The sequence below is a fragment of the Flavobacterium sp. DG1-102-2 genome, assembly GCF_033042555.1.
Classification (GTDB): Bacteria; Bacteroidota; Bacteroidia; order Flavobacteriales; family Flavobacteriaceae; genus Flavobacterium.
In genome coordinates, this window is record NZ_JAWLIK010000009.1 from 1 (window position 1) to 25038 (window position 25038).

A 25038-nucleotide genomic window follows, 5' to 3' on the forward strand; every position below is an offset into this window, starting at 1 on the left:
AAAGGACTCGAACCTTCACACCGTGAGGCACCAGATCCTAAGTCTGGCGTGTCTACCAATTTCACCACACCCGCAGGCTGATAACAAAACTGAATAGTTGTTTCATTAAGAGGGTGCAAATATACGATTAGTTTTTAAACTTCAAAGTAAAAACAGCAAGTAAGCAAAGATTTTTTACTGCGAAAGAAAATAAAGAGCATAAAAAAACCTCTGAGACATCAGAGGTTTTTAAGTTGTGCGGGTGAAAGGACTCGAACCTTCACACCGTGAGGCACCAGATCCTAAGTCTGGCGTGTCTACCAATTTCACCACACCCGCAGGTTGATAATAAAACCGATAATTTGTTTCATTATTACGGGTGCAAATATACGACTGTTTTTGAAGTTTCAAAGTAAATTCTACAAAAAATTAAAATTATTTTTTCTGTATTTTTGTCCTTCAATCGTATATCACTAATTTATAATGGATAACATAAAAAACTACGTTCAGGAAAATAAACAGCGATTCCTGGATGAACTTATAGAACTGCTTAAATCACCATCAGTTAGTGCTGACAGCGCTTACTCGCAAGATGTAATAAATACTGCCGAAGCAGTTAAAGCGAGCCTTGAAAAAGCAGGCTGCGATTTTGTGGAGCTTTGCGAAACACCTGGCTACCCCATTGTGTATGGCGAGAAAAATATTGACCCTGCCCTGCCTACGGTATTAGTGTACGGACACTACGATGTACAGCCGGCAGACCCAATTGAATTATGGACATCGCCGCCATTTGAACCGGTTATCAAAAAAACAGAACTTCACCCTGACGGCGCAATATTTGCCCGTGGCGCGTGCGACGATAAAGGCCAGATGTACATGCACGTAAAAGCGTTTGAGTATATGATTGCCAACAATAACCTTCCTTGTAACGTTAAGTTCATGATAGAAGGTGAGGAAGAAGTAGGATCACCAAGCCTTAGCTGGTTTGTAGAACGCAACCAGGAAAAACTTAAGAATGATGTTATCCTTATCTCTGATACAGGAATGATCTCTAACCAGCAGCCGTCTATCACTACAGGCCTTCGCGGACTTAGCTATGTAGAGGTTGAGGTTACCGGCCCAAACCGTGACCTTCACTCAGGACTTTACGGTGGCGCTGTGGCTAACCCTATCAATATTCTTGCTAAGATGATCGCTCAGCTTCATGACGAAAACAACCATATAACAATTCCGGGATTTTATGACAGGGTTGAAGAGCTTTCGCGCGAAGAAAGAGACGAGATGGCAAAAGCGCCATTCTCTCTTGACGCTTATAAAAAAGCCCTTAATATAGAAGATGTTTACGGAGAAGCTACTTACACAACTAACGAAAGAAACTCTATACGCCCTACACTTGATGTGAACGGCATTTGGGGCGGCTATACAGGCGAAGGCGCTAAAACCGTTATTGCCAGCAAAGCATTCGCTAAAATATCAATGCGTTTAGTTCCGGATCAGGACTGGAAAGAAATTACTGAGCAGTTTACCAAACATTTTGAGAGTATTGCTCCTAAAGGCGTAACCGTAAAAGTTACACCTCATCACGGAGGACAGGCTTATGTTACTCCGATTGACAGTGTTGGCTACCGTGCTGCTGCCGCTGCTTATGAAGAAAGCTTTGGCATTAAGCCGATACCGGTACGCTCTGGTGGAAGTATCCCTATAGTTGCGCTTTTTGAAAAAGAACTTAAGAGCAAAACCATCATGATGGGCTTTGGCCTTGACAGTGATGCCATCCACTCGCCTAACGAGCATTTTGGTGTATTCAATTATCTTAAGGGCATTGAGACCATTCCATTATTCTACAAGCATTTTACTGAAATGTCGAAATAGTACTGTTGACGGTTGATGGTTAATAGTTGTCAGCCCCTTCATATATATAAAATTAAATCCGCCCATTGTGGCGGATTTTTTTGTACCTGTCCCAACCTTTACTCTATAGTAGGCATCTTACAATGATAACCGTAAAACTTATCATTATGAAAAATTTCATGCTTATTACATTTTTGGCTTTTACTGCCTTATGTCATGCACAAACTAATAAACCATCAATCAAAACTGTGATCACCGAAAAAAGGATTATTATAACGTCAGGCAAAACGAGTGATCAGGATTTTGACGCACTAATAAATGAAACTGTAGAACAATACAAAGACAGACCCGGTATCCAAATCATAGTCAAGGCACCCGGTCATAAAACGTTTAATTATAAAACAAAAGACGCTCTTAAACCCGAACCCATAGCCTTTAGGATTATAAGTTCAAACGAAAAGTTAGGAGGAAATAATAACAAACTTGAGCCGGAGCCTATAAAATACGTAAAAGAAAAGAATAGCCTTCATACAGAAACGCAAGACAGTATTAAAACTAAAAACATTGATAAATAAAGGAAAAAATCATAATAGAATTACCCTAACTATCTAAAAACAAGAACATCCGATTAAAAAAAATCGGAATTTTTTTTATTACCAGTGTCGAACGTATTATTTTTTACTCTACATTTGTAGAAACAACTCTAAAAATGTAGAGCAAATGCAATTGACAAAAACAGAAGAACATCTTATGCAGTATTTATGGAAACAGGAAAAAGCATTCATGAAAGACCTGCTTGATGCCTTTCCTGATCCTAAACCCGCAACAACAACTGTAGCTACCCTTTTAAAGCGCATGGCAGATAAAGGATTTGTAGGCTACAAAGAATATGGCAAGTCAAGGGAATATTTCCCCATGGTAGAAAAAGCTGATTACTTTTCTAAACAGATGAACGGAATGATAAAGAGTTTTTTTAATAACTCTGCAGCGCAGTTTGCTTCTTTCTTTACCAAAGAAACAGACATGAGCGCTGCGGAACTGGAAGAATTGAAACAAATCATCGATAAAGAAATTCAGAAAAAGCAAAAATGATGTCCTGTTAAACCAAACCAAATCTACTCATGACTAAACTGCTTAATAAAATTATCGGCATAACTACTACGGTTAAAAATCTTACAAAAAGTGTTACCAGGTCGATTGCATTTAACAATGCATTATCTTTAGGTTACTGAGAGAACACCTCATATCGTCACTAACTAAAAGACTTACCATGAAAACCAAACCAACCAGCCACGGCTTGCATCTATCATTTAATTTTTTAGGGATATTCCTTACAGCCTTTATCTATTCACCTGTTTCTGCAACAACAAAAGAGCATAGACACATAAATGACTGTGATAGCTATACTTTAATCAAACCAACAGATACTGTAGAAGCAAGAAGAGACGAGTATTTTAAAGAAGTCCGGATTATAATTGAAGATGAACCTGCGAGTGTTTCTATAAATAAGCCTTATGAAAAGCTTTCTAACAGGAAAAAGAATATTACCTGTCTAACATTCCGGAAAAGGAAAAAGCAAGAGGTTTACAGTTAGCCGACTATAATTCATTTATAGCAAATGAGACCGGCATTTTTTTTCTTGACAATATAAAGACAACGAAGGAAGAAATCTTAAAACATAAAAGAGAATATTTTGCCTGTGGCGGAAGTAAGAGATCTCAAAATGAAAAGCATTATTTCTTTTATACTTACGCCTATTTTAATAAGCACATAGAACATCTAAAAGACCATTATCCTGAAAAGGAATACAAAATAACTATTCTCAATGAGGCTCGCGACTACCTCCTGCCAGCAGACAGCCCCCTGCTTAAAAAGCAGAATTATGAGAGGAATGGGCATGCAGATGACAGCAATACAACTGTAGAGGTCAGTTCATGGCGTTATGGATACACAGATGAGATGAAAAATGATACTTCAACCATAAAGGCGCAGTTTCCTGGTGGCAGAAAAAAGTTTACCGAATACCTTTATTCTAATATAAAAGCGTCTTACATACCTGAAGAACTTGTAATTGATTTTACCGTAAACACAAACGGTAAAATATCAGATGTCAGCATGGACGAAAGTACTGATCCCTTATTGGTAGAAGAGATAAAACGAGTAATGCTGGCCTCTCCAAAATGGATTCCTATGCAGCAAAAAAACGTACCGCAGCCGGTAGGCACCAGAGACCGATTTAAAAAACATTAAATTACTTAGTTATGACCGAATTCCTTATAAAATCGTCAATAACAATGGCAGTATTGCTAGGCCTGTATCACGTCTTGTTTGAAAGGGAAAAGATGCACCGCTTCAACAGGTTCTACCTGCTTAGCGCCCTGGTATTTTCTTTGGCATTGCCTTTTGTAACTGTTATAACCTACATAATAGAAATTGAAGCTTCGGTTGCAACACCTTTACAAACTTCAGGCACAGTAACCGTAGTATCTCAACAACCGATTGATTATCTGCCTTATATTAGTTGGGGATTGTACGGCATCGTGACCCTCCTGTTGATTGCCCGTTTTATAAAGAATGTAAGCCATTTTACCAAAAAAGCTGCCGGAAATTCTAAAATTGCAATGGGCAGCGCAAAACTGGTATTAGTGGAACAAAAGACACTGCCTCACACCTTTCTCAATTATATATTTTTAAACCGTGAGGAATACGAAGCAAAGAAGATTGAAGACGAATTATACACGCATGAGTATACCCATGTAAAACAATGGCATACGCTTGACATTTTATTCATAGAAGCGCTCAAAACCATATTTTGGTTTAATCCGCTGCTCTATCTTTATAAAAAAGCCATACAGCTTAACCATGAGTTCCTGGCCGATGAAAAGGTTATAGATGCTACTGCCAACACCATTTATTACCAAAGCCTGCTGCTGGAAAAAGCTACTGTTGGCACAACTTTTTCCATAGCAAGCAATCTTACTTTTTCCTTAACTAAAAAAAGATTTCTTATGATGACCAAAACCACCTCAACAACAAAAGCAGGTATCCTTAAACTTACAATACTACCTGTAGTTACAGGGTTAATGATATTGTTATGTACTGAAACTGTTGCACAGCATACCAAACCAAAAACTGATGCCGCAACACAGGCAAGAATTGACAAAATGGTTGTGCCGGACCGTGTAGTCGATTCATTAAAAGCTGCAAATCCTGATGCGTTCAGTGAAGATTTAAATATCCGCTATAAAAACACAAAATTCACGTTTCAACATAAAGACGGTACGGTAACAGAAGTGACAGGGTATAAAAACCTCAATGAAAAACAAAAGAAAGTCGTTGCTAACGGACCAATAACGTTTGGAATGGACCTAACAATGGAGGATGATGAGCAGACAACTGCAATACCTACACCAGCTAAAGCAAAAGAAGACAGGGAAGACCCGTATGTAAAATATAAAAAGACTAAATTCAGGTTTACCGATAAAAATGGAAATGTAGCAGAAAAAATCGGTTACAGAACACTGACTGAAGAGGACAAAAAGAAAATTGCCGCTGTACTGCCTGCAATTGGCGATAATGACCTTGTGGAGTATAAAGAAACTGAAACCGGAGTTAACCTTCATCAGGGGCCTTCAGTAAAAACCACCACCTCCTCCACAACTCCAGAATATCCGGGAGGAATGAATGCGCTCATGAGCAGTATCCTCAAAAAATTTAACCTGCCTAAAGTAGACAAAGATCTTATGGTCAAAATATACGTTTCATTTATTGTAGAAGAAGACGGTTCAGTATCAAATGTAAAAATACTCAGGGATCCGGGATATGGACTTGGTAATGAAGCGAAAAGAGTTCTTGAAGAGGATAAAACAAAATGGATTCCGGCACAACAAAATGGAATACCTGCCAGAGCATCATTCAACCTTCCTATTACCGTAAATATCAAAGTATAACCACCAACCAATTCTATATTTATTAGTTCTTTAGTTAAAATGAAATCCGCCCCTCGTGGCGGATTTTTGTTACCCTAAAACAAAACATATCAGCAGGTTATACCAACATTATGAAAAACACGTTATCTTTGTAGACATCATCATCATCAAAAAACAAAATAATCATGTTAAAACGTTTTTTCATTACCTGTTCGGGGGTAGACAAAGACCTCGTTTACAGCTGCTCTAACGGCGAGCAGAACAAATATGCCGGTATAGGCGCAACGGTTTTCTTTACAGCACTTATGGCCTGGATAGCCGCTTCTTATGCCCTTTACACTGTTTTTGACAATGTATACACGGCCACTTTCTTTGGGCTTGTATGGGGCTTCCTTATTTTTAACCTTGACCGTTTTATCGTTTCAACCATCAGGAAACGCGACACGTTTGGTAAAGAATTCCTTCAGGCTACACCCCGTATAATCCTCGCCATGATTATTGCCATAGTGATATCCAAACCTTTGGAAATAAAAATCTTCCAGAAGGAAATAGACACGGTGCTGCTTAAGGAAAAGAACAGCCTTGCCATTGCCAACAAAAAACAGGTAGCCAATTACTTTAAGGGCGACCTTGATAAAAACAAGGCTGAAGTAGACAGCCTAAAGTCGGCGATCACAAAAAAAGAGAAAGAGGTGAATGACCTGTACAGCACTTATATAACCGAAGCTGAAGGAACTAAAGGCACAATGAAACTGGGCAAAGGCCCTGTGTACGCCGAAAAGCGTATTAAACACGACGCCGCTTTACAGGAACTTGAAACCCTTAAGAAAACAAACCTAGAGAAAATTGCTGCCAAAGAAAAACAGGGAGCAGTATTACAGGCAGGCCTCGACAAAAAAGTTACCGAAACACACCCAATAATTGACAGCTTTGACGGACTCATGGCGCGTATTAATGCGCTTAACAAGCTGCCGGCACTGCCATCTATATTTATAATGCTACTTTTCTTAGCGATAGAAACATCGCCTATAATCGCGAAACTGCTTTCACCTAAGGGAGAATATGACTTTAAGCTGGAAGACGCTGAAATGGCGCTTAAAACAAACCTGGCACAAAATAACTACCAGCGTGAATTGCTTCGCACTACTGATGCAGGCATCTATGATGATGTATATGCCGAGATACGGGAAGACCGCGGTCTATATGACTATAAGAAGAAAAAGGCCATTGAGCTACTGGAGCTCCAGGCCGACAGTTTTTCCAATAAACAGAAAGACGTAATGTAAATAAAATGCCCCAGTAATAACCGGGGCATTTCTTATTATAGATAGGCTAATATCTCTTTTTTAAAGGCGTCATATTCGCCTTGGAGTATTAAACCGTTATCAAGCAGTTTTTTATAATTCTGCAGTTTATCAAACAGTTCTTCTTTGCTCAGTTCAGAAAGTGATTTATCCTTGCTGCTCTTTTCTTCGGCTACAGGAGCAGGCTCGCTGTATGCCGGCACGACAGGTTGTGACAGCGGACTGATAATCTCGGCATAATCGTTTACTTCTTCTGTTTCCACCTCTTCAATCTCCTCTGCTTCAGGTGCAGTTTCTTCCACAACAGGATGCTGCTCTACTGATGGCTCTGCAAAAAACGTTTCGGTTTTTGGTGCTGCATTTGCTTCTTTAAGTGTTTCTAACTGCTCTTTTGCAAATGTATTTATCTTTCTTGCCTGTATCTTAGGAATATAATCTATAGATACTGTAAGGTCGGTATTGGTATTAAATGAAAATTCAGAACCAAGCAGGTTCTCTTTTACAAACGTAGCAAGAATAATACTCCAGCTGTAATCTGTAAAATCCATAGACAGCCCAAGATTCTTAGGCCTGCAGATAATAATCCTCTTATTGGTAAGCACTATGCTATCAGGAAAAACGGTAATTGCCGGTTTTTTCTGCACACCTATGTAGCCTATCTCTTCGCCCCTCATAAGGATATCGTTGAGTTTAGACGTTATCTTTTCAACTGCTTTAGGATCCTGCTCTTCGTTCAGGAAATTTTTTATATGCTCTTTCATATTGGTTTACAAAGTAATTACAGGTTCAAAGTTACAAAGTCGCCGTTTAATTTGCTAATTAATTATTGTTGTTCCAAAACTTCTGCCTGAAGCTTTTTTGTAAGGCTTTTAAACACGAGTTCATACGAATGGTCTATCATTTCCCTGAAAAGCCTGGCAGGCACATCACCATCAACAGTAACCGTATTCCAATGCACCTTGCTCATGTGGAATCCGGGTTGTATGGCTTCGTAGTCAGCACGCAGCTCCAGCGCCTTTTCAGGGTCGCATTTCAGGTTTACAGATGCCTCTCCCTTTTCCCATTGACTTAACGATGACAGGGCAAACATCTTTCCGCCAACTTTAAACACAAGAGTATCTTCATCAAAAGGAAAATGTTCAGTAACGCCTTTTTTAGAAAGGCAGTATTCGTAAAATGCCTGTATATTCATTTATTAAAGTTTCTTAGGTACTGAGTAGCTTAGTAAAAAGGCTTAATACTCAATTCTATAATCTCACTACTTCTTTCCAATTTCTCCCAAATGGGTAAATTTAAATCCTTTTTCATATTTAAGCCCATAGCCAAACATCCTGTCCATAGATGAATGTGCAAACAATATTACGCCTGTAAGTGCAATTGCTTCGTTATTTAAATAAATTCCTGATAGATAAATTGCAATTGCCAGTGCCCTGTGGTGCGCAATATTATATGCCCATGCTCCAACTTTATTACCGAAAACATAACCTATCATTGAAAAGTCGGGTACCAAAAGTAATGCAGGAAACCACCACCATGCATAGTCAAGCAGGCTGAAAAGGAAAATACCTAAACCGAATATTGCAGCCTCTTCAAGTTGAATCAGTGTTTTCATGATAGCTTATATAGAACAGGTTTACTGGGACTGGCATCATTTTCAAACGAAGCGATCTGCAGGTTCAGCAGGTAACTACCGTCGGCAACGGTATCGTTTATATATACCATTTCGGTAATCGTAGCATCGTGGCGTGCATCGTCGTTGAGGTTATTAACATCCTTTACATTCCAGAATGCTTTATGCGCAACAAGTTTGCCCTCGTCTTGTTCGCGGTCTACACTTGGCAGATCTATCAGTAAGTGTTTTATACCGCATTCACGGATGAACGTTGCCGCAGCCTCGTCAAGGTACGGCGGATTTGTATTGCTGTAGTTCTTAGACTTCTTAACCGTCTCGTTAGGCAGCGTACGGATAACAATAGCTTCCGGATTACTGCCGTTAAGCGCCTGCTGTATCTGTGCCTTAGTAATAACGAGGTCTTCGCCCTGAGTTTCAGGAGTAGCAGAAATAAGTTCGGCAGTAAAGAAAAACTGTTTTAAAGCCTGGTTTACACTGTAAAAATCGCGGGTTATATGCCCCAGGCATTCGGTATGTGTACCGTGTCCGTGAGGGTTAAAGAAGATATTATTAAAGTTGGTAGACGATCCTTCGCTTACTTTACCTGTCCAGTCGCCCATTATAACCGGCTTAATAACCGGCTTATCAAGATACCAGGCTATTGGGTTGTCTTCGTTATTAGTAAGCGGAATAGAAATATCTATAGGCAGTGTAAGATCAGCCGACAGCGCTGCTCCATTATAATGTACGGTTGCTTTCATGAAAATATGTTTCAGTCCAAATTTATAAAAAACAGGTCAGATGCAATCCCATCGGCTAAAAACTTTCCGCTGCGGCTCGTTTTAATAACACCGTTATCATTAACAAGCAGCCCCTGATTTATAAATTTAGCTGATTCCTTCAGTAGATAATCACTGAACAATTTGCCCAGCTCATCGTGTATTCTTTGTATCGAAACACCCCAAATGGTACGCAGGCCCGTCATAACATATTCGTTATAACGGTCGGCCGGAGTAAGTTTTTCTGTTTCGGCAGGCAGTTGATTTTCTTCAATACCTTTAAGGTATAGCGCATTGTTGGCAATATTCCAGCTCCGGCGGATGCCATCATAGCTGTGCGCCGATGGGCCAATGCCAATGTATTTTTTACCCAGCCAATAAGCTGTATTGTTTTTTGAGAAGTAACCCTCTTTACCAAAGTTTGAAAGTTCATAATGTACAAAACCGTTGGCTTCGAGCGTATCTACCAAGAGCAGGAAATGCTCCTGTGCCGCTTCATCACTTGGCTGGGAGATGATCCCTTTCTTAACAAACTTATCCAGCGCTGTCTTTGGTTCTACTGTAAGTGCATAGCTTGAGATATGTGGGACACCAAAAGACAATGCCTTATTTACATTGTGCAGCCAGCGTTCGTTTGTCATTTCCGGGACACCATAAATTAGGTCTATGGAAATATTATCAAAATACTTAACCGCCTCGGCCAGGCAGGCTTCGGCTTCGGCAGCATTGTGGGCACGGTTCATCATCTTGAGGTCATCTTCAAAGAAAGACTGTATGCCTATGCTTAACCTGTTTATTGGCGATTTTGATAATTCGATTATCCTGTCACTGGATAAATCATCGGGATTAGCTTCAAGTGTAATTTCGGGAGTTGAACCTACAGAAAAATTTTGGTACACGGCGTCGATCAACAATTGTATTTCCTCATTTGTCAGTACAGATGGTGTCCCTCCGCCAAAATAGATCGTCTCGACGGTTTCATTGGCAAATTCATTTTTGCGCATGGTAATTTCTTTGGCTAATGCCAAAACCATATCGTCTTTCTTTTTCATGGAAGTAGAAAAATGAAAATCACAATAGTGGCAAGCCTGCCTGCAAAAAGGAATATGTATGTAAATACCGGCCATTATATTTTAATAAAGTAACTCTCGTTAAGATATCTGTTTGTTTCTCTTTCTCTAATTTTAGGATGATTTAAAATAAAGCCTGTAAAATTAATTTTCTTTAATAGCAGCTTTGCAATTATTACATAAATCCTATCAGAATAAAAAGCATAGTCTAACTCAATTTTTTGATGGTCTTCCTCCGAATTTACATTTTCAATCACAGGGATTATTCGTCCATGAAATAATTCATTTCGCTTTTTTAAAACTTTTCGCTCTTCATTAGATAGTTTCACTCCTAGCGCTTGACACGCTCTCTCAAAATTAATAAGGTTTTCAATTAACTTACTATCAACTTGATCAATAACTTCAGATAGATCGTCATAATCTCGAATCGAAATTTGAGATTGTATTTTTTTAATAATTTCTAAACCTTTTTGTTTTACTAATATCATATCCTGATATTCGGAGGCACACTCTTTGTTAATTTGCACACATATGGTTTCCAAAATCACAAACAGCATTGATAATGTGAACAAAGGATATCCTTTATATATTTTAAATAGATTAATGATTGCACTATATATTTCAGTCCTCGAAAGAAGAAAGTTTATTAAATCTGTGAAATTATCAATTGACAATTGACCAGAATACTTATTTAGTAATTCATCATTTATTTCTACACCAATATAATTTTTAGGATAACTACTTATAGGTTCAAATATAGTAGACTTTTGATTCGAAAACCTACAGAAAAAATCTATTGATTGAAAAGTAATGTCTGATGACTGAAAATAATGTTCCTCTAAGCGATAATAATATCCCGAAATAAAACCAATCCCTACAATTATATTATTTGCTACGTGTTTAAATTGTCGGAAAGTAAGTTTATTCGAACATTCAATTACTAAATATCTTTCTTTTGAATATGGGTTTAAATATATACTCAGACCATAAATTTCTTCGCCAATCTTGATACTTACCTTATCTCTGTTTCCTTGAAGAAAAAAAAAGTAAAATAAATCTCCATCAATCTTCGAATAATATTTGTGGTAAAAGTCAATTTCGGAATTAAAACTAACACTTTCAAATATGTAAGACCTGCACTTTCTTTTAGTTAGTAAACTTGTATAAGCTTCTATATAATTATTAATTCGGATTTCACAGCAACCGTCATTTAATGAAAATTTTGAGTTATTATCATATAACAATTTAAAATTTGGATATTCCAGTTCAAAGCACAAGCCATTATCTTCTTTACTTAACTGTATTTTAAATTCAGAATTTGTATGCTCATCTCTCAAATAAAATTCTTTATTGTTAATTCCATTTAACCATTCAAAAAAGCTCTCTATACCCATTATTAACAGATAAATTAGATTATTTTATTCTGCCATCATTCTGCTTTACAAAAGCATCCCATCCGCTGTAGCTTTTTCCGGCCACGATTTTACCTGAGTTAAAGAAATGGCATACCGCAGCGGCAAGTCCGTCAGTACTGTCCAGATTTTTGGGAAGTTCTTTAAGCCCCAGCAACTGCTGAAGCATCTTGGCAACCTGTTCCTTACTGGCGTTTCCGTTTCCGGTAACTGCCATTTTTATCTTTTTGGGTTCATATTCGGTAATAGGTATCTGGCGCGAAAGCCCGGCCGCCATAGCAACACCCTGTGCCCTGCCCAACTTAAGCATAGACTGCACGTTTTTACCGAAGAAAGGTGCCTCAATAGCGATTTCGTCAGGATGATGGGTATCTATTAGCTCAATGGTACGCTCAAATATAATTTTCAGTTTTACGTAATGATCATCATATTTAGATAACAGCAACTCATTGAGTTGCAGAAATTCCATCTTTTTATTTATAACCTTAATGAGGCCGAAACCCATAATGGTCGTACCCGGATCTATACCTAATATAATGCGTTCGTTTGCCAATGTATTTTCTTTACTTTTGCAGCATGTCTGCAACACGCAAAGCTAAACAATTCCTCGTTGTCATTATCAAACTTTTGATAGTAGGCGGGGCTTTTTATTTCATATACGACAGGCTTGCCAATAACGAGCAGCTGGACTGGAGCCGTTTCGCCCAAACGCTGGAGCGACAGAGTGCATACCTCATCATTTCGGTTATTCTCTTCCTTACATTCATGAACCGTTTTTTAGAAATCGTGAAATGGAAAAACCTGGTATCTGCACTATATTCTATATCATTGGGCAGGTCTGCAAAAGAGGTATTGGCTGCAGTAACTACTGCACTCTTTACACCAAATGGCATAGGAGAATATGCCGCCAAAGCCCTGTATTACAAAAAGAGTGAGGCCGGAGAGATTGTTTTCCTGAACCTGATATGTAATGGAATACAGCTTATCATTGCTGTAGTGGCAGGGCTCGCAGGACTATTTTATTTCAATTACACCTATCCGGCAGTGTCGGGGAGCCTTGCGCTTGGAATCTTAAGTGCAATTGTAATTTTGGTTTTCGTATTGGCTTTCGCCCGAAAAATCACGATAAAAGGCTATTCGATAAAGAAATTCGGAGAGAAGCTAAATACCATGCCGAAAGAAGTACACCGTAAAAACATAATATTAGCCATCTTGCGCTACCTTACCATTATACACCAGTATTACCTTTTGTTTTTGTTATTTGATATCCAATTGCCCTACGCCATAATGATAAGCACCATAGCCGCAACCTACTTTTTAGGCTCATCGCTTCCAAGTTTTCAGTTTTTGGATTTCGCCGTTAAAGGCAGTGTGGCAGTATTTTTCTTCGGGATATTAGGCGTAAATGAATGGGTAGTCGTTTTTACGGCAACCCTTATATGGCTGCTTAATACAGTGCTGCCGGTAACTATAGGGAGCTATTTTGTATTTACATTCAAGACTTTGAAAGAAGAGCCTACTTCGTCATATCGATAATAACCGGCAGTAAAAACTGGGTAGTGACAGGAACTCCCTCTTTTTGAGCAGGTTCAATCTTAGGGAAATCTACCAGCCTTGCCCTGATTATACTGTCTACCTTTATTCGTGTAAGATCAGCGCCATCTATAGGTATCTGTGGCTCAAATTTAAGACTGGAGTTAGAAAAAACTGTTACTTTAAACTGTATGGTATCCATTTCAGGATACAGCAGCCCAATAGTATCAAGATCAAGTTTTTGCTGGATAAGCAGTACCATTTGTGCAAAAAAGCAATCCTTTTTCATCTGTTTATCTATAATAGCGTCACATTCGGCTATCGTCGGATAACTGCTTACCTCTTTCCAGTTTATTTCTTTAAGGCGTTTTTGAAGCAGTTCTTCCTCATTAGGTACCTGCCCATCAAAAAAACGGCAGGAACTAAAAAAAACAAGAATAGATAAAGCCGCAATTTTTTTCATTCAGAAGGTATAAAACTTAGGTAAAGCCCAAAAATAAGGAAAATATTTAGAAGCCCTTCGTTACAGTAGCGCTTAATTAGTTTTTATATAGTCTCTTTATTTATCCATTTACCTACCTGCGGAGCTTGATAGTTTTCCATAAGCTTAAGGAGCTCATCTATATTACTGCTTATTATAAGCATATCGCGGTTTATTTCTTTCAGGAAGCCGTTGTCAACCATATTGTTTAAAAAAGCAACCAGCGCATCATAAAAACCGTTTACATTTAAAATTGCAACAGGTTTTTGATGCAGGCCCAGTTGTGCCCAGGTAAGCATCTCAAAAAACTCTTCCAGCGTTCCAAAACCGCCCGGCAGGGCAATCACGCCATTGCAAAGGTCGTTCATTTTTGTTTTACGTTCATGCATAGATTCTACCAGAACAAGCTCAGTAAGTCCGGAATGTGCAATTTCTTTCTGCTGCAGGAAACGCGGCAATACACCAATCACTTCTCCTCCCGCTTCAAGCGCGCCATTCGCCACTGCACCCATAAGGCCTACATTGGCACCTCCGTATACAAGGCCAATGCTTTTTTGAGCCAATACCTGTCCTAATCTATACGCATATTCTTCAAAAATGAGATCGGTACCAAAACTGGAACCGCAAAACACAGAAATCCTTTTCATAATCATCATTTTTTCAATCTATAAATTTTACTTATACAGAAAACTATTGTAACGAATTACTTGTGGCGACTTTATTATGTGCTGATTTACACTTTCAAAATTTAAAGACACTATTTCCAGATCAGTTGTTGTAAGTATTGCAAGATTATTCAAGATACAAAATTCAATTATTCCCCTTAAAATATCTTCATAATCAGAAGTAAAATCTATTCTGAAAGAAACCGATTCAACTCTGTGGGCATTTGTACCAATTTCAAACACGTTCGATTCAAGATTTCCATACATTACAATATCCCTGGACCATGATTCGCCCTTGGGTAAAAAGTCATTTAAGACATCAAAAAGCATTAAATCAAAATCTTCGATCCAATAATTTGAATCGTCAAACAACCCCTCCTCATCTTTAGCAGGAAGAGGATAGGCTTCTAATGATTTTTTAGTAACAATAAAAAAAGATATTTGCCATAAAGCCATTGCCAAGAAAATTAAATTCATGAAATGTCATTAAATCAAAAAAGCCCTCCAATCTAATGGAAAGCTTCTCATCGGTCTAACTACTAAACCTTGTTATGCCCGAAGCATAACGTAAACAACACAACTATCTTAAATATTTTAGGCGAAAAAAGCCCCGCAAATCTGCGAGGCTGTTTCTCCTTAACTGGCGGTCTGGACGGGACTCGAACCTAAGCCCATAATCATGTTATTTTCAAGCCTTTATAACAGTAAAAAAAGAACGGGGGTCGTATTAGGGGAATAATTCATTTTATACCCAATAAAATCTAATAAAAGTGAGCACTTAAAATCCTAGTCCCTCCTTCGTGAAATTCAGCTAAAGCAAGTTCAGCGAAATTTTTTATTCTGTCGTGATCGCTTTCATCCATTTCGATTAGATCATCTTCGCATAATAAGACATTAATCCTATCATATACGAAATTCGGATTATCCATTTCGGTTTTATCTATTCCCTGACATAGGAGGCTAATATAATTCTCTACGAGTTGAGATTGGCTTTGCATAAATAACTCAATTAATCTTTTCCTATCATCTTTCATCATCCAATAGATTAATCCCCACTTTTTTCTTTTAGAATCGCCTTCGGTAAATTTTTTATACCCAGTCCCTAATGATAATATCTCTAAATCTTTTAACTCTTTACCAAATGCCTTAACAGCTTCTAACAAGCCTATTATTGTCGGATTATTAGCCATAACGCCCCCATCAACTTTATTCCTAAAAGGTCTTTCCATATTTTCTAAATCGACATAATCAGAAGAATAGGGTTCAAAATACGTCGGCGCTGCTGAGGTAGCCATCGCAACTTTATACATTGGTATATGTAAGTCCCTTTTAAAGTTAGGATGATAGGGAGATTTTATTACACTTGGATTGCCTTTTATCAAATCATAGATAGGTATCGCTACATTCGTCAGGCTATCCTTTATTTTTGGGTCCTGACCTTTAAAATAGTCTTTAAACTTATCTCTTACTAATTTCTCCAAAAAATCTCTTTCGTGAGAAGAATAAAATAATCTACCAATAAAATTCTTTTTATATCCAAAAATATCTTTGGCATTCTTAAGATAAAGATCATAAATTTCCTTAGCTGGAATTCCAAGAGATAAAGCTAACGCAATTATTCCACCTGTTGAAGTTCCAGTAATTAAATTAAAATGATCCTTTATTTTAGTTTTACCATCTTGCCTCTTTGCCAGTTCTTGCTCTATCAAAGCTAAATAGAAGGCGGGAAAAACTCCTTTTATCCCACCTCCATCAATTGATAGTATTTTAAATTTATCTTTATTCATCTGTTAATATCGTATTTATTTCACTAGGATATTCATTATGTCCGCCACCATACCACTCACCATATGGCAACCATAACTCATAATAAAACAACCATTCACTTGCCCATGGAATTATAGTATCGGAAATATACTTAGTTGCTTTCCAATCCTTTTTAGAAGGGGAATACAAACATAACTGTTGCTCTTTAGAGTTATAGATATGTGGGAGCTTTTTCCTATTAGGAGCTATCTCTAATATCTTATCTACAACAAAAATTTTTACAAACAAATTATTTTTATATACTATCTTTATTTTATAAACTTCGCTAAAAGGGGATGGTTGTAAATCAATAGTTATCTCAAAATTACTCCATGTCTTTGTTATCACTTTAGTTTCAGGAAACGCTTTTTTAATTGCTGCTAATTGTAGAGCGGCAGGCATACCTAATAACTTCGCTTTTCGTTTAAAGTAATTACTCCCCATTATTTCCTTCAAAATCGTGTTTAGGGACTTTAACTCCAACACTGCCAGCTCCAAGCATACCCGTTCCTTGAGCCATTACTCTTTGACCCTGGTTCCTTAACAGTGTGTTGTTATTACCGTAATTAGAAAAAACCTTTTTAGTTACTTCATTACCGTACATATTGGAAAACGATTCATTTAAGAACTGCAAACCTCTACCTTCACCCTGTGTCATTCTTGCCAAGTCTTTTTCTAATTTATCAAGCCACTTATAAAAATAATCTTGCTTTTGCTTAACTTCACTCCATTTATCAGCAAAATTTTCTTCTTTATTTATAGGATTTGCTACCCACTTCTCTGTTTTACCAGTTTCAGGATTATGTCTTTCTTCAATTAAGCTTCTCATCCTACTAACAATTCCAGAGTAGGCATCAATCAAACTCTGACTTTTGTCATAAGCCATACTTGCTAATGTTGTTATAATAATAGAAATTGGCTTATTTTCACAATCGTATTCTTTAGAAGAGAACATTATATCTCTATGCCTTTTTAAGAGTTGCACTACTCTTTGAAGTGGTAATTTTTCTTCTTCGTAAACTCTGACGGGATCAACGGACTCATTGAGAGAAAACATTCTTGTCTTACTAATCAATGCTCTCCTAAAGAACCACTCCGCATAACCAAAAGGGTTGCTTTTGTTCCAGTTATCTACATTACTATCGTTAGAGTAATTATCCTTTTCTTTATCAGTTAATCTAATAGCAAGATTATCTACCTCTATGTTGGTGTCGGCACTAAAAGTCCTTTCCATTAGCACAGCCAAATCATTACAGGTTACAGCAGGCAGGATATCCATATGGTATCCGGCGGCATCAGAATATTTTAAAGTCCAGCATCTTCTTCCACCTTCATCATAGTATTCACCATCCTTGTAATCTTTGAGCATTCTATTATAGTCGCCATGGGATTTAAGCCTATTACCAACTTCAGTTTTTAAGTGTTTTTGAGTCCAAGAATCAGGCTTTTTATTTAACTTACAAACTAAATCAATATCGATATCTTCTTCCGGATTAACTGGTCTTATAATAGTCCCCAACATAAATGAGCCTTGAGGCAATATATTAGGGCTATATTTCTTTAAAGATGATTCCTCGTGTGACAACCAATCTCCAACAGCTCCATAGCTTTTTACAATACCTTCGTATTCAGTTCTAGTAATATCAAGTTCTTTACCTAACTCTTCTAAAAATTTACTAATTTCAGTTTTGTACAGTTGTTGCATAAGCACTAATTTTTTTATTTATTAACCTTTACTTTTTTTGGGATCATTCGCTCTCGGATAAGTTCTTTCTTCTTGAAAACCTCCATCGTTCTTATGGATTTTCAAAGAACCCCCTCCTTGGTTTTGAATAAAATCTTTAGAGCTCTTTATCGCCTCATCCTTGTTTGATTCAAAAACTTTAGAAGCTCTTTCTCCATTCTCTTTAGTTAACTTGTACTTTCCATCTTCATGGGTTAAATGATAATTTTCCATTTTTACAATGAATTTTAATTAATAGCTTACGGAGCTACGTTACCGAGAAAGGAAGTGAGATTTGGATAACTAAAATAAAGTAATACTTTTGCACCCGCATATAAGGACGGTTTCCTATTCTAATAACCATCCAAACAAAGTTTCAAAAAGTCCTATCGGTGAGAGGTTAGGGCTTTTTTTTATTAATATTAATCTTCCAAAATACATACCAAAACATACGCATACGTCAAAATGTCATAAATTTCGCTTAAAATTTCCTTAATTTCAGTTAAAAAATCTTATTTCAGTGCTAATCATTTAACAACTAAGATTCTAATTTCTCATATTTTTAAGACAACATGACAGTAACGCAAGTCTATACAGTCAAACAAAGCATATAAAGCTTAAGTCTTTAATTAATAGAGAAGAAGCTTAAATAACAGTTTAATTGGCTTAAACCAAAAATTAGAGCCATTAAACAAACACGAAACAAACAACTCACAGGTAAATTTTCTCTTTTAGGTTGCATTTGTACTAAACTCGGTTTTATATTATTTCGTCTTTCCGGATTAACATAACCTAGTGTGCCAGCAACCTACTCGCTCTTATATCTGCTCAAGAGTCCTATTGGATTAAATATCTTTTTGTGATACATTTACAAACCAATATAATACCAAATTCTTACTTATGAGTGAAGAACTATTTCCTAAATCCCCAATCCGTCTTATAAAAGGCTTTTTCGTCGGAGAAAAAACAAGCGACATTTACCAAGAGGTAGAATTTGATTATGAAGAAGGGACTTGGCAAGGCGTACTTCCAAAGTACTTAGAAAAACAGGGACTAGAATTGGATGATGATGGTTTTAAAGATTCCATCGGAAAGAACTACGAATTGCTTCATCCTTCTAAACGTAATAAGTGGATTGAAGAAAGTGATTCACATTGGTTAAAAAAAGATACGAACGAGACCTACAAGGTACTTGCCGCATTACATTCAGGCAAGTGGGAATGTCGAGTGTGTGGGCCAGTTCCAGAAATAAACCCTCAACCATCTGCCCGTTTAAGCGCACTAAAAAGATTCGGCTACATTATTGGGTCAAAAAGGAGGTTTTGTAATAATTGCGGGAAAACAACAATGCATGACATATTAGTAATGCTACCAAGATTAGAACAACGTTTTGATCACGGAAACGAGTTGCGCAAGCCAATGTCAGACATATTAAAATTGCGCATCAAGAGAGAGTTGGGGCTTCACGAGGTTTGCTTTAACGTTAAAAGAACTTCCCAAGAACTTGTTATTGACCATAAGTTTCCTTCACAGCGTTGGGGAAAACCTGAAAGCGATAATCCAAACGACATGAGCTTAAAATTAATTAAAGAAAAATTCCAATTGCTTTCCAACCAAACAAATTTATGGAAATCAAGATATTGCGACAATTGCGTAAAAAACAATATTCGTGGGGACTTTATGGGTATCCAATGGTTCTATGAAGGTGACGAGCAGTGGCGCGGAAAGGATAAATACGATGAAGCAGGATGCATCGGTTGCCCATGGTATGATACAGCTATATGGAAACAGAAATTAGCAGAAAAATTACAGCAATAGAAAGAGCGGTTAAACCGCTCTTTTTTATTCTTGACTTTTTAGATACGAGTATAAATTAAGCTATTTTTTGAGCTAACTACTTCTTCATCCTTCACCTCTATACTATTTATATGAAGGATTCTCTCCAAATCAGGGTTCATCTTCATGTTTCTTTCTTCTTTTCTCCTGAGTATGCCAGAGCAAGCAGCCGAACTCAAGTAAAATTTCTCATTTATCCCATGAACTTCGATTACTTCTTCCAAAGAACCTTCTTTCATATCATACGGTGAAGCAGTTGTATTCAAATAGTGAGTGGACGAAATCCTTTTCACGTCTCCAAGTAGATATAATTTCGCATCTAAATTATTTCCAACAGATTCTAAATAATTCTGCCAATTATCTTTTACAAATAGCTTCTGATTCCGATAGGCTTCAATCTGCTCCCCTATCCAAGAAATAACTGGTACTGCCCAAGAATTACCGATGGATTGAAAACGTGTAGTATCCTTACTCCCTTTAATTAAAGTATAATTGTCTGGCATCCCCATTAATCTTTCGCACTCAAGAGGTGTCAATCTTCTCAATTTATCATTTTGAGACACATACAGCGAACCGTTATATGCAGCTGCGTTACCATTCCATTTGGTTCCGTACGCGGCGTACAAGCAATCAGTATATTCTCTAAATATTTCTACTTTATGTCCATCCTTATAAAAAACCCTGTCATAATTCTGATTAGCTTCCGGCTCATTCTCAGAAAACAAGTCCTGAAGAATTTTAGCTTTTGTGCGCTTCTTAATGGTTAAATCTTTCTTGCCAAACTCAAATAGAGCCAAATCCGGTCTAAAATTTTTACCTCCTGCCAGCACAAATAATCTTTTTCTTTGCTGGGGTAGTCCAAAATATTTAGCATCAAGAACTCTCCAAGCCACATTACGTGTTTTCCCTTCTAAATAACCTGCTTTAGTCCACTTTTTCAGCTTTAGTTCATCATCTAATCCGGCAAGACCTGCAATAAAATTACCAAAAGCATTGGTTTTATCGTTTAAAACGCCCTCTACATTTTCCCATAATATTATCGCTTCGTTATTACCCTGCTCTTTTCGAACCTTATCGATTGCGTTTGCTATATCAATAAAAGTAATTGTTAATTGCCCCCTCTCATCAGCTAATCCATTTTTCCAACCCGCCAAAGAAAACGCTTGGCAAGGGGTTCCGCCACAAAATAAATCCGGTGCTTCAATCTTTTTTTCTAAAATTTTTTTTGGAATTGAAGTCATATCGCCGAGATTTGGAATTTGTGGATAGTGGTGTTCCAAGACTTTAGACGGGAATTCAGCGATTTCCGAACTCCACAATTGTTTATAGTTAAATCTTGTAAACGCTAACTGTGCCGCTTCGACACCAGAGCATACACTACCAAAAGTCATCATAAGCAATAATTTAATCGTAAAGAAAAGTAATATGTAGATAACATTAATAATTAACATCAAACTTTATTAGCAAAATTATCCACAACCCTATATTTACATAGAAGTCAGACTACTCACAATGAATTTTTAAAATGAGCAAATCAATGAATTCATCATTAGGCTTTTTCAGTTCGCACTCCCATACAACAATCACTTTCCACCCTAATTTTAAAATATCGTTTTGATTTTTTTTATCCCTTTCAATATTTCGGGATAGCTTAGTGTACCAAAAGTCCCGATTAGATTTAGGCACACGCCCAACATTACAATCCTCATGATGATGCCAAAAACAGCCATGGACAAAAATTACAGTCTTATATTTCGGGAATACTATATCAGGAGTTCCAGGTAGTTTTTTATAATGAATTCTATACCGTAGACCCCTACTAAAAAGTAATGATCTTAACTTCTTTTCAGGCTTAGTGTCTTTAGACCTAATTTTAGACATTACCTCACTGCGCTTCTCCTTTGACCATCTATCCATCCTTCTTCATTTATTCAAAATCTAAGATATGGAAAACAAGCGATATAAGAACTTATTTAACACTAATGCGCCCCTTAAGATACATATATCAATTCAACGCCTTAAATCAACGATTTCAACCAATAGAAAGATAATAGAAGAATATATCCGCAAATAAGATTACTTCAACTTAATGCATTTGTACTTAGCCCGGCTATTTATATTATTTATCACCGGGCTTGTACCAACGCGCTTAAATTTACTTATACTTACTTATAATCTATTTATAGAGTTATATAAGTAAGTATTTACTATAAAGTACCTTTATTATATAAATCGGCGACTTTCTTATCTAAAACTAAGTCAAACTCTACTTTAAAATCGTGCGTCTTAGATATTCCACGTTCAAATGAACTAAAAAAATTATCAATATCGCCCGACTTATTATTTTGAGTAAACATTAGCTTTTCAAACTTGTATAGGTTCTTAAAGAAATTTTTATTTATTCTCCGGTAAAAATGATAACCGTAGAAGTCGGCAACAGTTTTTACATCTTCCAAACTTAGTGCTGGAGAAATCCTATCTACAAAATCAATTCCTTTAATATACCAAACTAACTTAGCAAAAAGCTCATCCCAGTTATCCCTTATATCAGCTAAAGTAGACGCTTTTTCTTTGAAGAAGCCGTGCATCTTTTCTACTCCAAGTTCAATTCTTACTAAGTGAAAATTAGCCGCAAAACGTTCCTGATAAATATTCATTTTTTTAGACTTGAAAATTTCATTCCATTTATCATAAATCGTTATCTTAAATTTTTTACCATGAAAGTAAACAGAACCAAACCTAATTTCACGAGGCAAACCCCTATACCTCACCAGACAATCATTTATATTTTTAAATTTCTTATTAAGTAAAAGGTTTATACCTATCTCAAAAGTTGTTACCCGGGCATTCCACAAATCTTTTTCACGCACCCCGATTCCTTCACTAAGCAATCTTATACAATCGTTGAATTGAGCTTGTCTTAAATTTTGCCTAGTATTACGCCCAAAATACCATTTGCGGAGGCTGTTTTCAAACATTATAAATTCTTCGCCCGTGTCTTCATTTACAACTTTACACAACAATATCGCGTACCTTTTCTTTGCGACTTCAGGATTATAAATTTTCAATGTGTAGAGTTTTTGACCGGGGTAGTTTCCATTGCCCCGGTATTTCCAGCTCTTTAAACAAACCGTTACAAAGTTCTGTATATAAACTTTAGTTTTATCAATCATAATTCTAAATTTTAAATTAACCCGGCTTTAGCACCGGGTATTTTCTTTACAATTTCTGATTTGCTTTCCACAACATTTCTTCTGACAGACCGGTTCTCATAGCCAACCTTTTTATACAATTTTCATGGTTTATTAACCATGGTTTTAAATCCGTACGACCACCATAAACCCAGTTTATAAAATTGCCACGTATAACTAATTTAAAAACTTTCGTCTCAATATTATATCGCAACTTGAAATACAAAAATATATCTGTGACACTCTTATTAGCGCAAACCTTTTTTTTAAAATAAATATATTTCTCATCCATAGACTTAAGGCGCTTCGGTCTATATTCAACCCAGTCTCCACCTAATCTATCTATAGATTTTTCATATATAGTAAAAATGATTTCCTTTTCCATGACTTTATTTTTTCATTAAAAACTTATCAATCTCGCTTCTCTTAACCCATATTGTCCCGTTCGGCTTCTTTTGGATTACCTTCAAACCTTTTTTTCTAAAGCCGTCTAATTGCTTGCGACTAATTCCGTACTCATCTTTAACCTGTTTTACAGTCAGGTTCTCTTTAGCCAAACCGGGTCTCTCCAATAGTTCTGACAGTAGTTCTTTAAGCTCAGCGTTTGCTTTCTGAATTCGTAAGTTAGTTTTCAACACAGCACCTAACACTTTAGCACTAATCTCAATCTTTTCGCCTCTTGATTTTTTCATAATATGTAAATTTAAAACGGGCGGAATTACCCGTTACATATTATAGTTATAGCGGGTAAGCGTAAATTTTGTCAGGCAAAAAGGCAACTATTTTGTGATATTTCTACAAATAAAAACTAAGTAACAGATTTACAGGCGTTTATTTTCAAAAAAAAAAAAATACCCTCAGAGGAGGGCATGATTTTTAGTTTTAACATTTTTTTCAATTTGTTATAGTAGCTCTTTTTTTTATCAATCGTCCACCATCAGGATTCATTTCACGATAGTAAACAACTCCATTTTCCCTACTAACAAAACCTTTAAGTTCCTCAATTGACAATTCATTACATCTATAAAAAACAAATGGCTCAATTAGCTCAAAGCAATTACCTCTTTTACAAGTAAAAGTTCTGAAAGTACCTATACATCCATTCATTGGGTTTTGGGCAATACTAAATTCATCAGAACCGTCATTATTCAAATCTCCTTCGTTAATTATCCTAAACCCACAACAATCAGCTTTTACATATTCTATATTTTTATCCGAAAAATGCACTTCATATTCATCGGGCGTACCATCTTCAACCGGGTTACCATGACCTTGTTTAATTAAAACACGATAAGCATATTCTTCTTTACCGTCTCCGTTGAAATCTCCCCTGATCCTTTCATCATCAGGATTATACTTACCTTCTACAATCGGAGGTCTTTCTACTTCTTTTTCATCAATCACCGGCAAAATTTCAGCTTCTTTTTTTGCTTTTTGTTTCCCTTTAGGATATAGCGTATCATAAGAATACAGCATCTTCTTCACAGCATCAAAACTTAAATTGTCCTGGGTAACCAAATACCATAAACGATTATATGCTCCGTCATACATCCACGTATATTTTGCCGCTTCTTCCAAGGTCACATCCTTACCCCTTCCGACTAAATCCTCAAGAGCTTCTTCCATTTTCGCTGGTTCTGCCTCAATAAGCACTTTAGGCAACCTATATTCAATATAGTTGCGGATGTATATTAGTTCTTCACCTCTATCAGTAAACTTAGTTTTAGAAAAATCTACTGTATCACCCTCCCTGCCTTTAGAAGCAGTTTTGCCGTCAGTAGACAGATTTCCTTCTTTTCTATTAGAAACACCATCACAAGAGAAAAGAAACACAGATACAACAATGATAATAATATACTTCATAACG

General features: G+C 36.8%; 29 protein-coding genes and 1 tRNA gene. 9 read left to right on the top strand and 21 right to left on the bottom strand.

From position 1 onward, the window contains the following. Positions 1-236: 236 nt before the first annotated feature. Positions 237-318 (bottom strand) — tRNA-Leu (locus R1T16_RS12980). 144 nt (positions 319-462) lie between these two features. On the opposite strand from R1T16_RS12980, the gene R1T16_RS12985 reads away from it, so the two are divergent. The 7 genes from R1T16_RS12985 (at position 463) to R1T16_RS13015 (ending at position 7045) form a co-directional block, all read left to right on the top strand. Continuing rightward, positions 463-1851, top strand: coding sequence for a dipeptidase (locus tag R1T16_RS12985; RefSeq protein WP_317501542.1), 1389 nt, complete (start codon positions 463-465; stop codon positions 1849-1851). Positions 1852-1997: 146 nt separating this feature from the next. Then, complete coding sequence (locus R1T16_RS12990; RefSeq protein ID WP_317501543.1) at positions 1998-2405, top strand: hypothetical protein; 408 nt, start codon at positions 1998-2000, stop codon at positions 2403-2405. A 145-nt stretch (positions 2406-2550) separates the two neighbouring features. Continuing rightward, complete coding sequence (locus R1T16_RS12995) at positions 2551-2922, top strand: BlaI/MecI/CopY family transcriptional regulator (protein ID WP_317501544.1); 372 nt, start codon at positions 2551-2553, stop codon at positions 2920-2922. Between the two features lie 178 nt (positions 2923-3100). Then, positions 3101-3424, top strand: coding sequence for a hypothetical protein (locus R1T16_RS13000; protein WP_317501545.1), 324 nt, complete (start codon positions 3101-3103; stop codon positions 3422-3424). A 365-nt stretch (positions 3425-3789) separates the two neighbouring features. Continuing rightward, positions 3790-4080 carry a hypothetical protein gene (locus tag R1T16_RS13005; RefSeq protein ID WP_317501546.1) on the top strand — a complete coding sequence of 97 codons (291 nt, stop codon included), beginning with the start codon at positions 3790-3792 and terminating at the stop codon, positions 4078-4080. An 11-nt stretch (positions 4081-4091) separates the two neighbouring features. Further along, entirely contained in the window at positions 4092-5780 is a 1689-nt protein-coding gene (locus R1T16_RS13010; protein WP_317501547.1) for a M56 family metallopeptidase, read from the top strand. 164 nt (positions 5781-5944) lie between these two features. Then, complete coding sequence (locus R1T16_RS13015) at positions 5945-7045, top strand: DUF4407 domain-containing protein (RefSeq protein ID WP_317501548.1); 1101 nt, start codon at positions 5945-5947, stop codon at positions 7043-7045. Between the two features lie 35 nt (positions 7046-7080). Here R1T16_RS13015 and R1T16_RS13020 read toward each other — a convergent pair whose 3' ends face one another. The 7 genes from R1T16_RS13020 to ruvC all read right to left on the bottom strand — a co-directional run bounded on the left by R1T16_RS13020 (position 7081) and on the right by ruvC (position 12489). Then, positions 7081-7824 (bottom strand): PH domain-containing protein, encoded by a 744-nt coding sequence (locus R1T16_RS13020; RefSeq protein ID WP_317501549.1) that lies wholly within the window; start codon positions 7822-7824, stop codon positions 7081-7083. 62 nt (positions 7825-7886) lie between these two features. Then, the gene (locus R1T16_RS13025; RefSeq protein ID WP_317501550.1) at positions 7887-8255 is read right to left on the bottom strand and encodes an MmcQ/YjbR family DNA-binding protein; all 369 of its coding nucleotides are present in this window, start codon (positions 8253-8255) and stop codon (positions 7887-7889) included. Positions 8256-8321: 66 nt separating this feature from the next. After that, a complete protein-coding gene (locus R1T16_RS13030) occupies positions 8322-8675 on the bottom strand; it encodes a DUF4260 domain-containing protein (RefSeq protein ID WP_317501551.1) in 354 nt (117 codons plus the stop codon). Then, complete coding sequence (locus tag R1T16_RS13035; RefSeq protein ID WP_317501552.1) at positions 8672-9436, bottom strand: cyclase family protein; 765 nt, start codon at positions 9434-9436, stop codon at positions 8672-8674. The genes R1T16_RS13030 and R1T16_RS13035 overlap by 4 nt, the downstream gene beginning before the upstream one ends. An 11-nt stretch (positions 9437-9447) precedes the next feature. Beyond that, positions 9448-10581 (bottom strand): radical SAM family heme chaperone HemW, encoded by a 1134-nt coding sequence (gene hemW, locus R1T16_RS13040; RefSeq protein WP_317501553.1) that lies wholly within the window; start codon positions 10579-10581, stop codon positions 9448-9450. Beyond that, the gene (locus tag R1T16_RS13045; RefSeq protein ID WP_317501554.1) at positions 10581-11918 is read right to left on the bottom strand and encodes a hypothetical protein; all 1338 of its coding nucleotides are present in this window, start codon (positions 11916-11918) and stop codon (positions 10581-10583) included. The genes hemW and R1T16_RS13045 overlap by 1 nt, the downstream gene beginning before the upstream one ends. 19 nt (positions 11919-11937) lie before the next feature. Continuing rightward, the gene (gene ruvC / locus R1T16_RS13050) at positions 11938-12489 is read right to left on the bottom strand and encodes a crossover junction endodeoxyribonuclease RuvC (RefSeq protein ID WP_317501555.1); all 552 of its coding nucleotides are present in this window, start codon (positions 12487-12489) and stop codon (positions 11938-11940) included. A 23-nt stretch (positions 12490-12512) separates the two neighbouring features. Here ruvC and R1T16_RS13055 point away from each other — a divergent pair, with 23 nt between their 5' ends. After that, positions 12513-13472 (top strand): lysylphosphatidylglycerol synthase domain-containing protein, encoded by a 960-nt coding sequence (locus R1T16_RS13055; RefSeq protein ID WP_317501556.1) that lies wholly within the window; start codon positions 12513-12515, stop codon positions 13470-13472. Here the strand turns inward: R1T16_RS13055 and R1T16_RS13060 are convergent. From R1T16_RS13060 to R1T16_RS13090, 7 genes are all read right to left on the bottom strand, one after another. Then, entirely contained in the window at positions 13453-13932 is a 480-nt protein-coding gene (locus tag R1T16_RS13060) for a hypothetical protein (protein WP_317501557.1), read from the bottom strand. The genes R1T16_RS13055 and R1T16_RS13060 overlap by 20 nt on opposite strands. 83 nt (positions 13933-14015) lie before the next feature. Further along, the gene (locus R1T16_RS13065) at positions 14016-14597 is read right to left on the bottom strand and encodes a TIGR00730 family Rossman fold protein (protein WP_317501558.1); all 582 of its coding nucleotides are present in this window, start codon (positions 14595-14597) and stop codon (positions 14016-14018) included. A gap of 27 nt (positions 14598-14624) precedes the next feature. After that, on the bottom strand, positions 14625-15092 hold the full coding sequence (locus tag R1T16_RS13070; protein WP_317501559.1) for a hypothetical protein: 468 nt from the start codon (positions 15090-15092) through the stop codon (positions 14625-14627). Positions 15093-15376: 284 nt separating this feature from the next. Beyond that, entirely contained in the window at positions 15377-16402 is a 1026-nt protein-coding gene (locus R1T16_RS13075) for a CBASS cGAMP-activated phospholipase (RefSeq protein ID WP_317501560.1), read from the bottom strand. Beyond that, on the bottom strand, positions 16395-16877 hold the full coding sequence (locus R1T16_RS13080; protein WP_317501561.1) for a hypothetical protein: 483 nt from the start codon (positions 16875-16877) through the stop codon (positions 16395-16397). Before R1T16_RS13080 ends, R1T16_RS13075 begins: the two co-directional genes overlap by 8 nt. Then, on the bottom strand, positions 16855-18126 hold the full coding sequence (locus tag R1T16_RS13085; RefSeq protein ID WP_317501562.1) for a nucleotidyltransferase: 1272 nt from the start codon (positions 18124-18126) through the stop codon (positions 16855-16857). The genes R1T16_RS13080 and R1T16_RS13085 overlap by 23 nt, the downstream gene beginning before the upstream one ends. A gap of 21 nt (positions 18127-18147) precedes the next feature. Continuing rightward, on the bottom strand, positions 18148-18378 hold the full coding sequence (locus R1T16_RS13090) for a DUF2188 domain-containing protein (protein ID WP_317501563.1): 231 nt from the start codon (positions 18376-18378) through the stop codon (positions 18148-18150). A 666-nt stretch (positions 18379-19044) separates the two neighbouring features. Between R1T16_RS13090 and R1T16_RS13095 the strand changes: the two genes are divergently transcribed. Beyond that, positions 19045-19962, top strand: a complete 918-nt coding sequence (locus R1T16_RS13095; protein WP_317501564.1) for a hypothetical protein — start codon at positions 19045-19047, stop codon at positions 19960-19962. A gap of 38 nt (positions 19963-20000) precedes the next feature. On the opposite strand, the gene R1T16_RS13100 is transcribed toward R1T16_RS13095, so the two are convergent. The 6 genes from R1T16_RS13100 to R1T16_RS13125 all read right to left on the bottom strand — a co-directional run bounded on the left by R1T16_RS13100 (position 20001) and on the right by R1T16_RS13125 (position 25034). Beyond that, a complete protein-coding gene (locus R1T16_RS13100) occupies positions 20001-21374 on the bottom strand; it encodes a DNA cytosine methyltransferase (protein ID WP_317501565.1) in 1374 nt (457 codons plus the stop codon). A 109-nt stretch (positions 21375-21483) separates the two neighbouring features. Continuing rightward, on the bottom strand, positions 21484-21897 hold the full coding sequence (locus R1T16_RS13105; RefSeq protein WP_317501566.1) for a DNA mismatch endonuclease Vsr: 414 nt from the start codon (positions 21895-21897) through the stop codon (positions 21484-21486). A 290-nt stretch (positions 21898-22187) separates the two neighbouring features. Beyond that, positions 22188-23153 (bottom strand): hypothetical protein, encoded by a 966-nt coding sequence (locus R1T16_RS13110; protein WP_317501567.1) that lies wholly within the window; start codon positions 23151-23153, stop codon positions 22188-22190. Between the two features lie 46 nt (positions 23154-23199). Further along, the gene (locus R1T16_RS13115) at positions 23200-23556 is read right to left on the bottom strand and encodes a hypothetical protein (RefSeq protein WP_317501568.1); all 357 of its coding nucleotides are present in this window, start codon (positions 23554-23556) and stop codon (positions 23200-23202) included. A gap of 4 nt (positions 23557-23560) precedes the next feature. Beyond that, the gene (locus R1T16_RS13120; RefSeq protein ID WP_317501569.1) at positions 23561-23863 is read right to left on the bottom strand and encodes a hypothetical protein; all 303 of its coding nucleotides are present in this window, start codon (positions 23861-23863) and stop codon (positions 23561-23563) included. Positions 23864-24065: 202 nt separating this feature from the next. Continuing rightward, a complete protein-coding gene (locus R1T16_RS13125) occupies positions 24066-25034 on the bottom strand; it encodes a hypothetical protein (RefSeq protein WP_317501570.1) in 969 nt (322 codons plus the stop codon). Positions 25035-25038 lie beyond the last annotated feature (4 nt).

What these genes read in the sequence shown, in the direction of transcription:
- R1T16_RS13070 (WP_317501559.1), bottom strand. Translation starts at nt 15,092, where the DNA reads ATGAATTTAATTTTCTTGGCAATGGCTTTATGGCAAATATCTTTTTTT.
- R1T16_RS13125 (WP_317501570.1), bottom strand. Translation starts at nt 25,034, where the DNA reads ATGAAGTATATTATTATCATTGTTGTATCTGTGTTTCTTTTCTCTTGT.
- R1T16_RS13005 (WP_317501546.1), top strand. Translation starts at nt 3,790, where the DNA reads ATGAAAAATGATACTTCAACCATAAAGGCGCAGTTTCCTGGTGGCAGA.
- R1T16_RS13075 (WP_317501560.1), bottom strand. Translation starts at nt 16,402, where the DNA reads ATGAATAAAGATAAATTTAAAATACTATCAATTGATGGAGGTGGGATA.
- R1T16_RS13030 (WP_317501551.1), bottom strand. Translation starts at nt 8,675, where the DNA reads ATGAAAACACTGATTCAACTTGAAGAGGCTGCAATATTCGGTTTAGGT.
- R1T16_RS13085 (WP_317501562.1), bottom strand. Translation starts at nt 18,126, where the DNA reads ATGCAACAACTGTACAAAACTGAAATTAGTAAATTTTTAGAAGAGTTA.
- R1T16_RS13015 (WP_317501548.1), top strand. Translation starts at nt 5,945, where the DNA reads ATGTTAAAACGTTTTTTCATTACCTGTTCGGGGGTAGACAAAGACCTC.
- R1T16_RS13095 (WP_317501564.1), top strand. Translation starts at nt 19,045, where the DNA reads ATGAGTGAAGAACTATTTCCTAAATCCCCAATCCGTCTTATAAAAGGC.
- R1T16_RS13100 (WP_317501565.1), bottom strand. Translation starts at nt 21,374, where the DNA reads ATGATGACTTTTGGTAGTGTATGCTCTGGTGTCGAAGCGGCACAGTTA.
- R1T16_RS13010 (WP_317501547.1), top strand. Translation starts at nt 4,092, where the DNA reads ATGACCGAATTCCTTATAAAATCGTCAATAACAATGGCAGTATTGCTA.
- R1T16_RS13115 (WP_317501568.1), bottom strand. Translation starts at nt 23,556, where the DNA reads ATGGAAAAGGAAATCATTTTTACTATATATGAAAAATCTATAGATAGA.
- R1T16_RS12985 (WP_317501542.1), top strand. Translation starts at nt 463, where the DNA reads ATGGATAACATAAAAAACTACGTTCAGGAAAATAAACAGCGATTCCTG.
- R1T16_RS13065 (WP_317501558.1), bottom strand. Translation starts at nt 14,597, where the DNA reads ATGAAAAGGATTTCTGTGTTTTGCGGTTCCAGTTTTGGTACCGATCTC.
- R1T16_RS12995 (WP_317501544.1), top strand. Translation starts at nt 2,551, where the DNA reads ATGCAATTGACAAAAACAGAAGAACATCTTATGCAGTATTTATGGAAA.
- R1T16_RS13020 (WP_317501549.1), bottom strand. Translation starts at nt 7,824, where the DNA reads ATGAAAGAGCATATAAAAAATTTCCTGAACGAAGAGCAGGATCCTAAA.
- R1T16_RS13120 (WP_317501569.1), bottom strand. Translation starts at nt 23,863, where the DNA reads ATGAAAAAATCAAGAGGCGAAAAGATTGAGATTAGTGCTAAAGTGTTA.
- R1T16_RS13060 (WP_317501557.1), bottom strand. Translation starts at nt 13,932, where the DNA reads ATGAAAAAAATTGCGGCTTTATCTATTCTTGTTTTTTTTAGTTCCTGC.
- R1T16_RS13025 (WP_317501550.1), bottom strand. Translation starts at nt 8,255, where the DNA reads ATGAATATACAGGCATTTTACGAATACTGCCTTTCTAAAAAAGGCGTT.
- R1T16_RS13110 (WP_317501567.1), bottom strand. Translation starts at nt 23,153, where the DNA reads ATGATTGATAAAACTAAAGTTTATATACAGAACTTTGTAACGGTTTGT.
- hemW (WP_317501553.1), bottom strand. Translation starts at nt 10,581, where the DNA reads ATGGCCGGTATTTACATACATATTCCTTTTTGCAGGCAGGCTTGCCAC.
- R1T16_RS12990 (WP_317501543.1), top strand. Translation starts at nt 1,998, where the DNA reads ATGAAAAATTTCATGCTTATTACATTTTTGGCTTTTACTGCCTTATGT.
- R1T16_RS13035 (WP_317501552.1), bottom strand. Translation starts at nt 9,436, where the DNA reads ATGAAAGCAACCGTACATTATAATGGAGCAGCGCTGTCGGCTGATCTT.
- R1T16_RS13055 (WP_317501556.1), top strand. Translation starts at nt 12,513, where the DNA reads ATGTCTGCAACACGCAAAGCTAAACAATTCCTCGTTGTCATTATCAAA.
- R1T16_RS13045 (WP_317501554.1), bottom strand. Translation starts at nt 11,918, where the DNA reads ATGGGTATAGAGAGCTTTTTTGAATGGTTAAATGGAATTAACAATAAA.
- R1T16_RS13000 (WP_317501545.1), top strand. Translation starts at nt 3,101, where the DNA reads ATGAAAACCAAACCAACCAGCCACGGCTTGCATCTATCATTTAATTTT.
- R1T16_RS13105 (WP_317501566.1), bottom strand. Translation starts at nt 21,897, where the DNA reads ATGGATAGATGGTCAAAGGAGAAGCGCAGTGAGGTAATGTCTAAAATT.
- R1T16_RS13090 (WP_317501563.1), bottom strand. Translation starts at nt 18,378, where the DNA reads ATGGAAAATTATCATTTAACCCATGAAGATGGAAAGTACAAGTTAACT.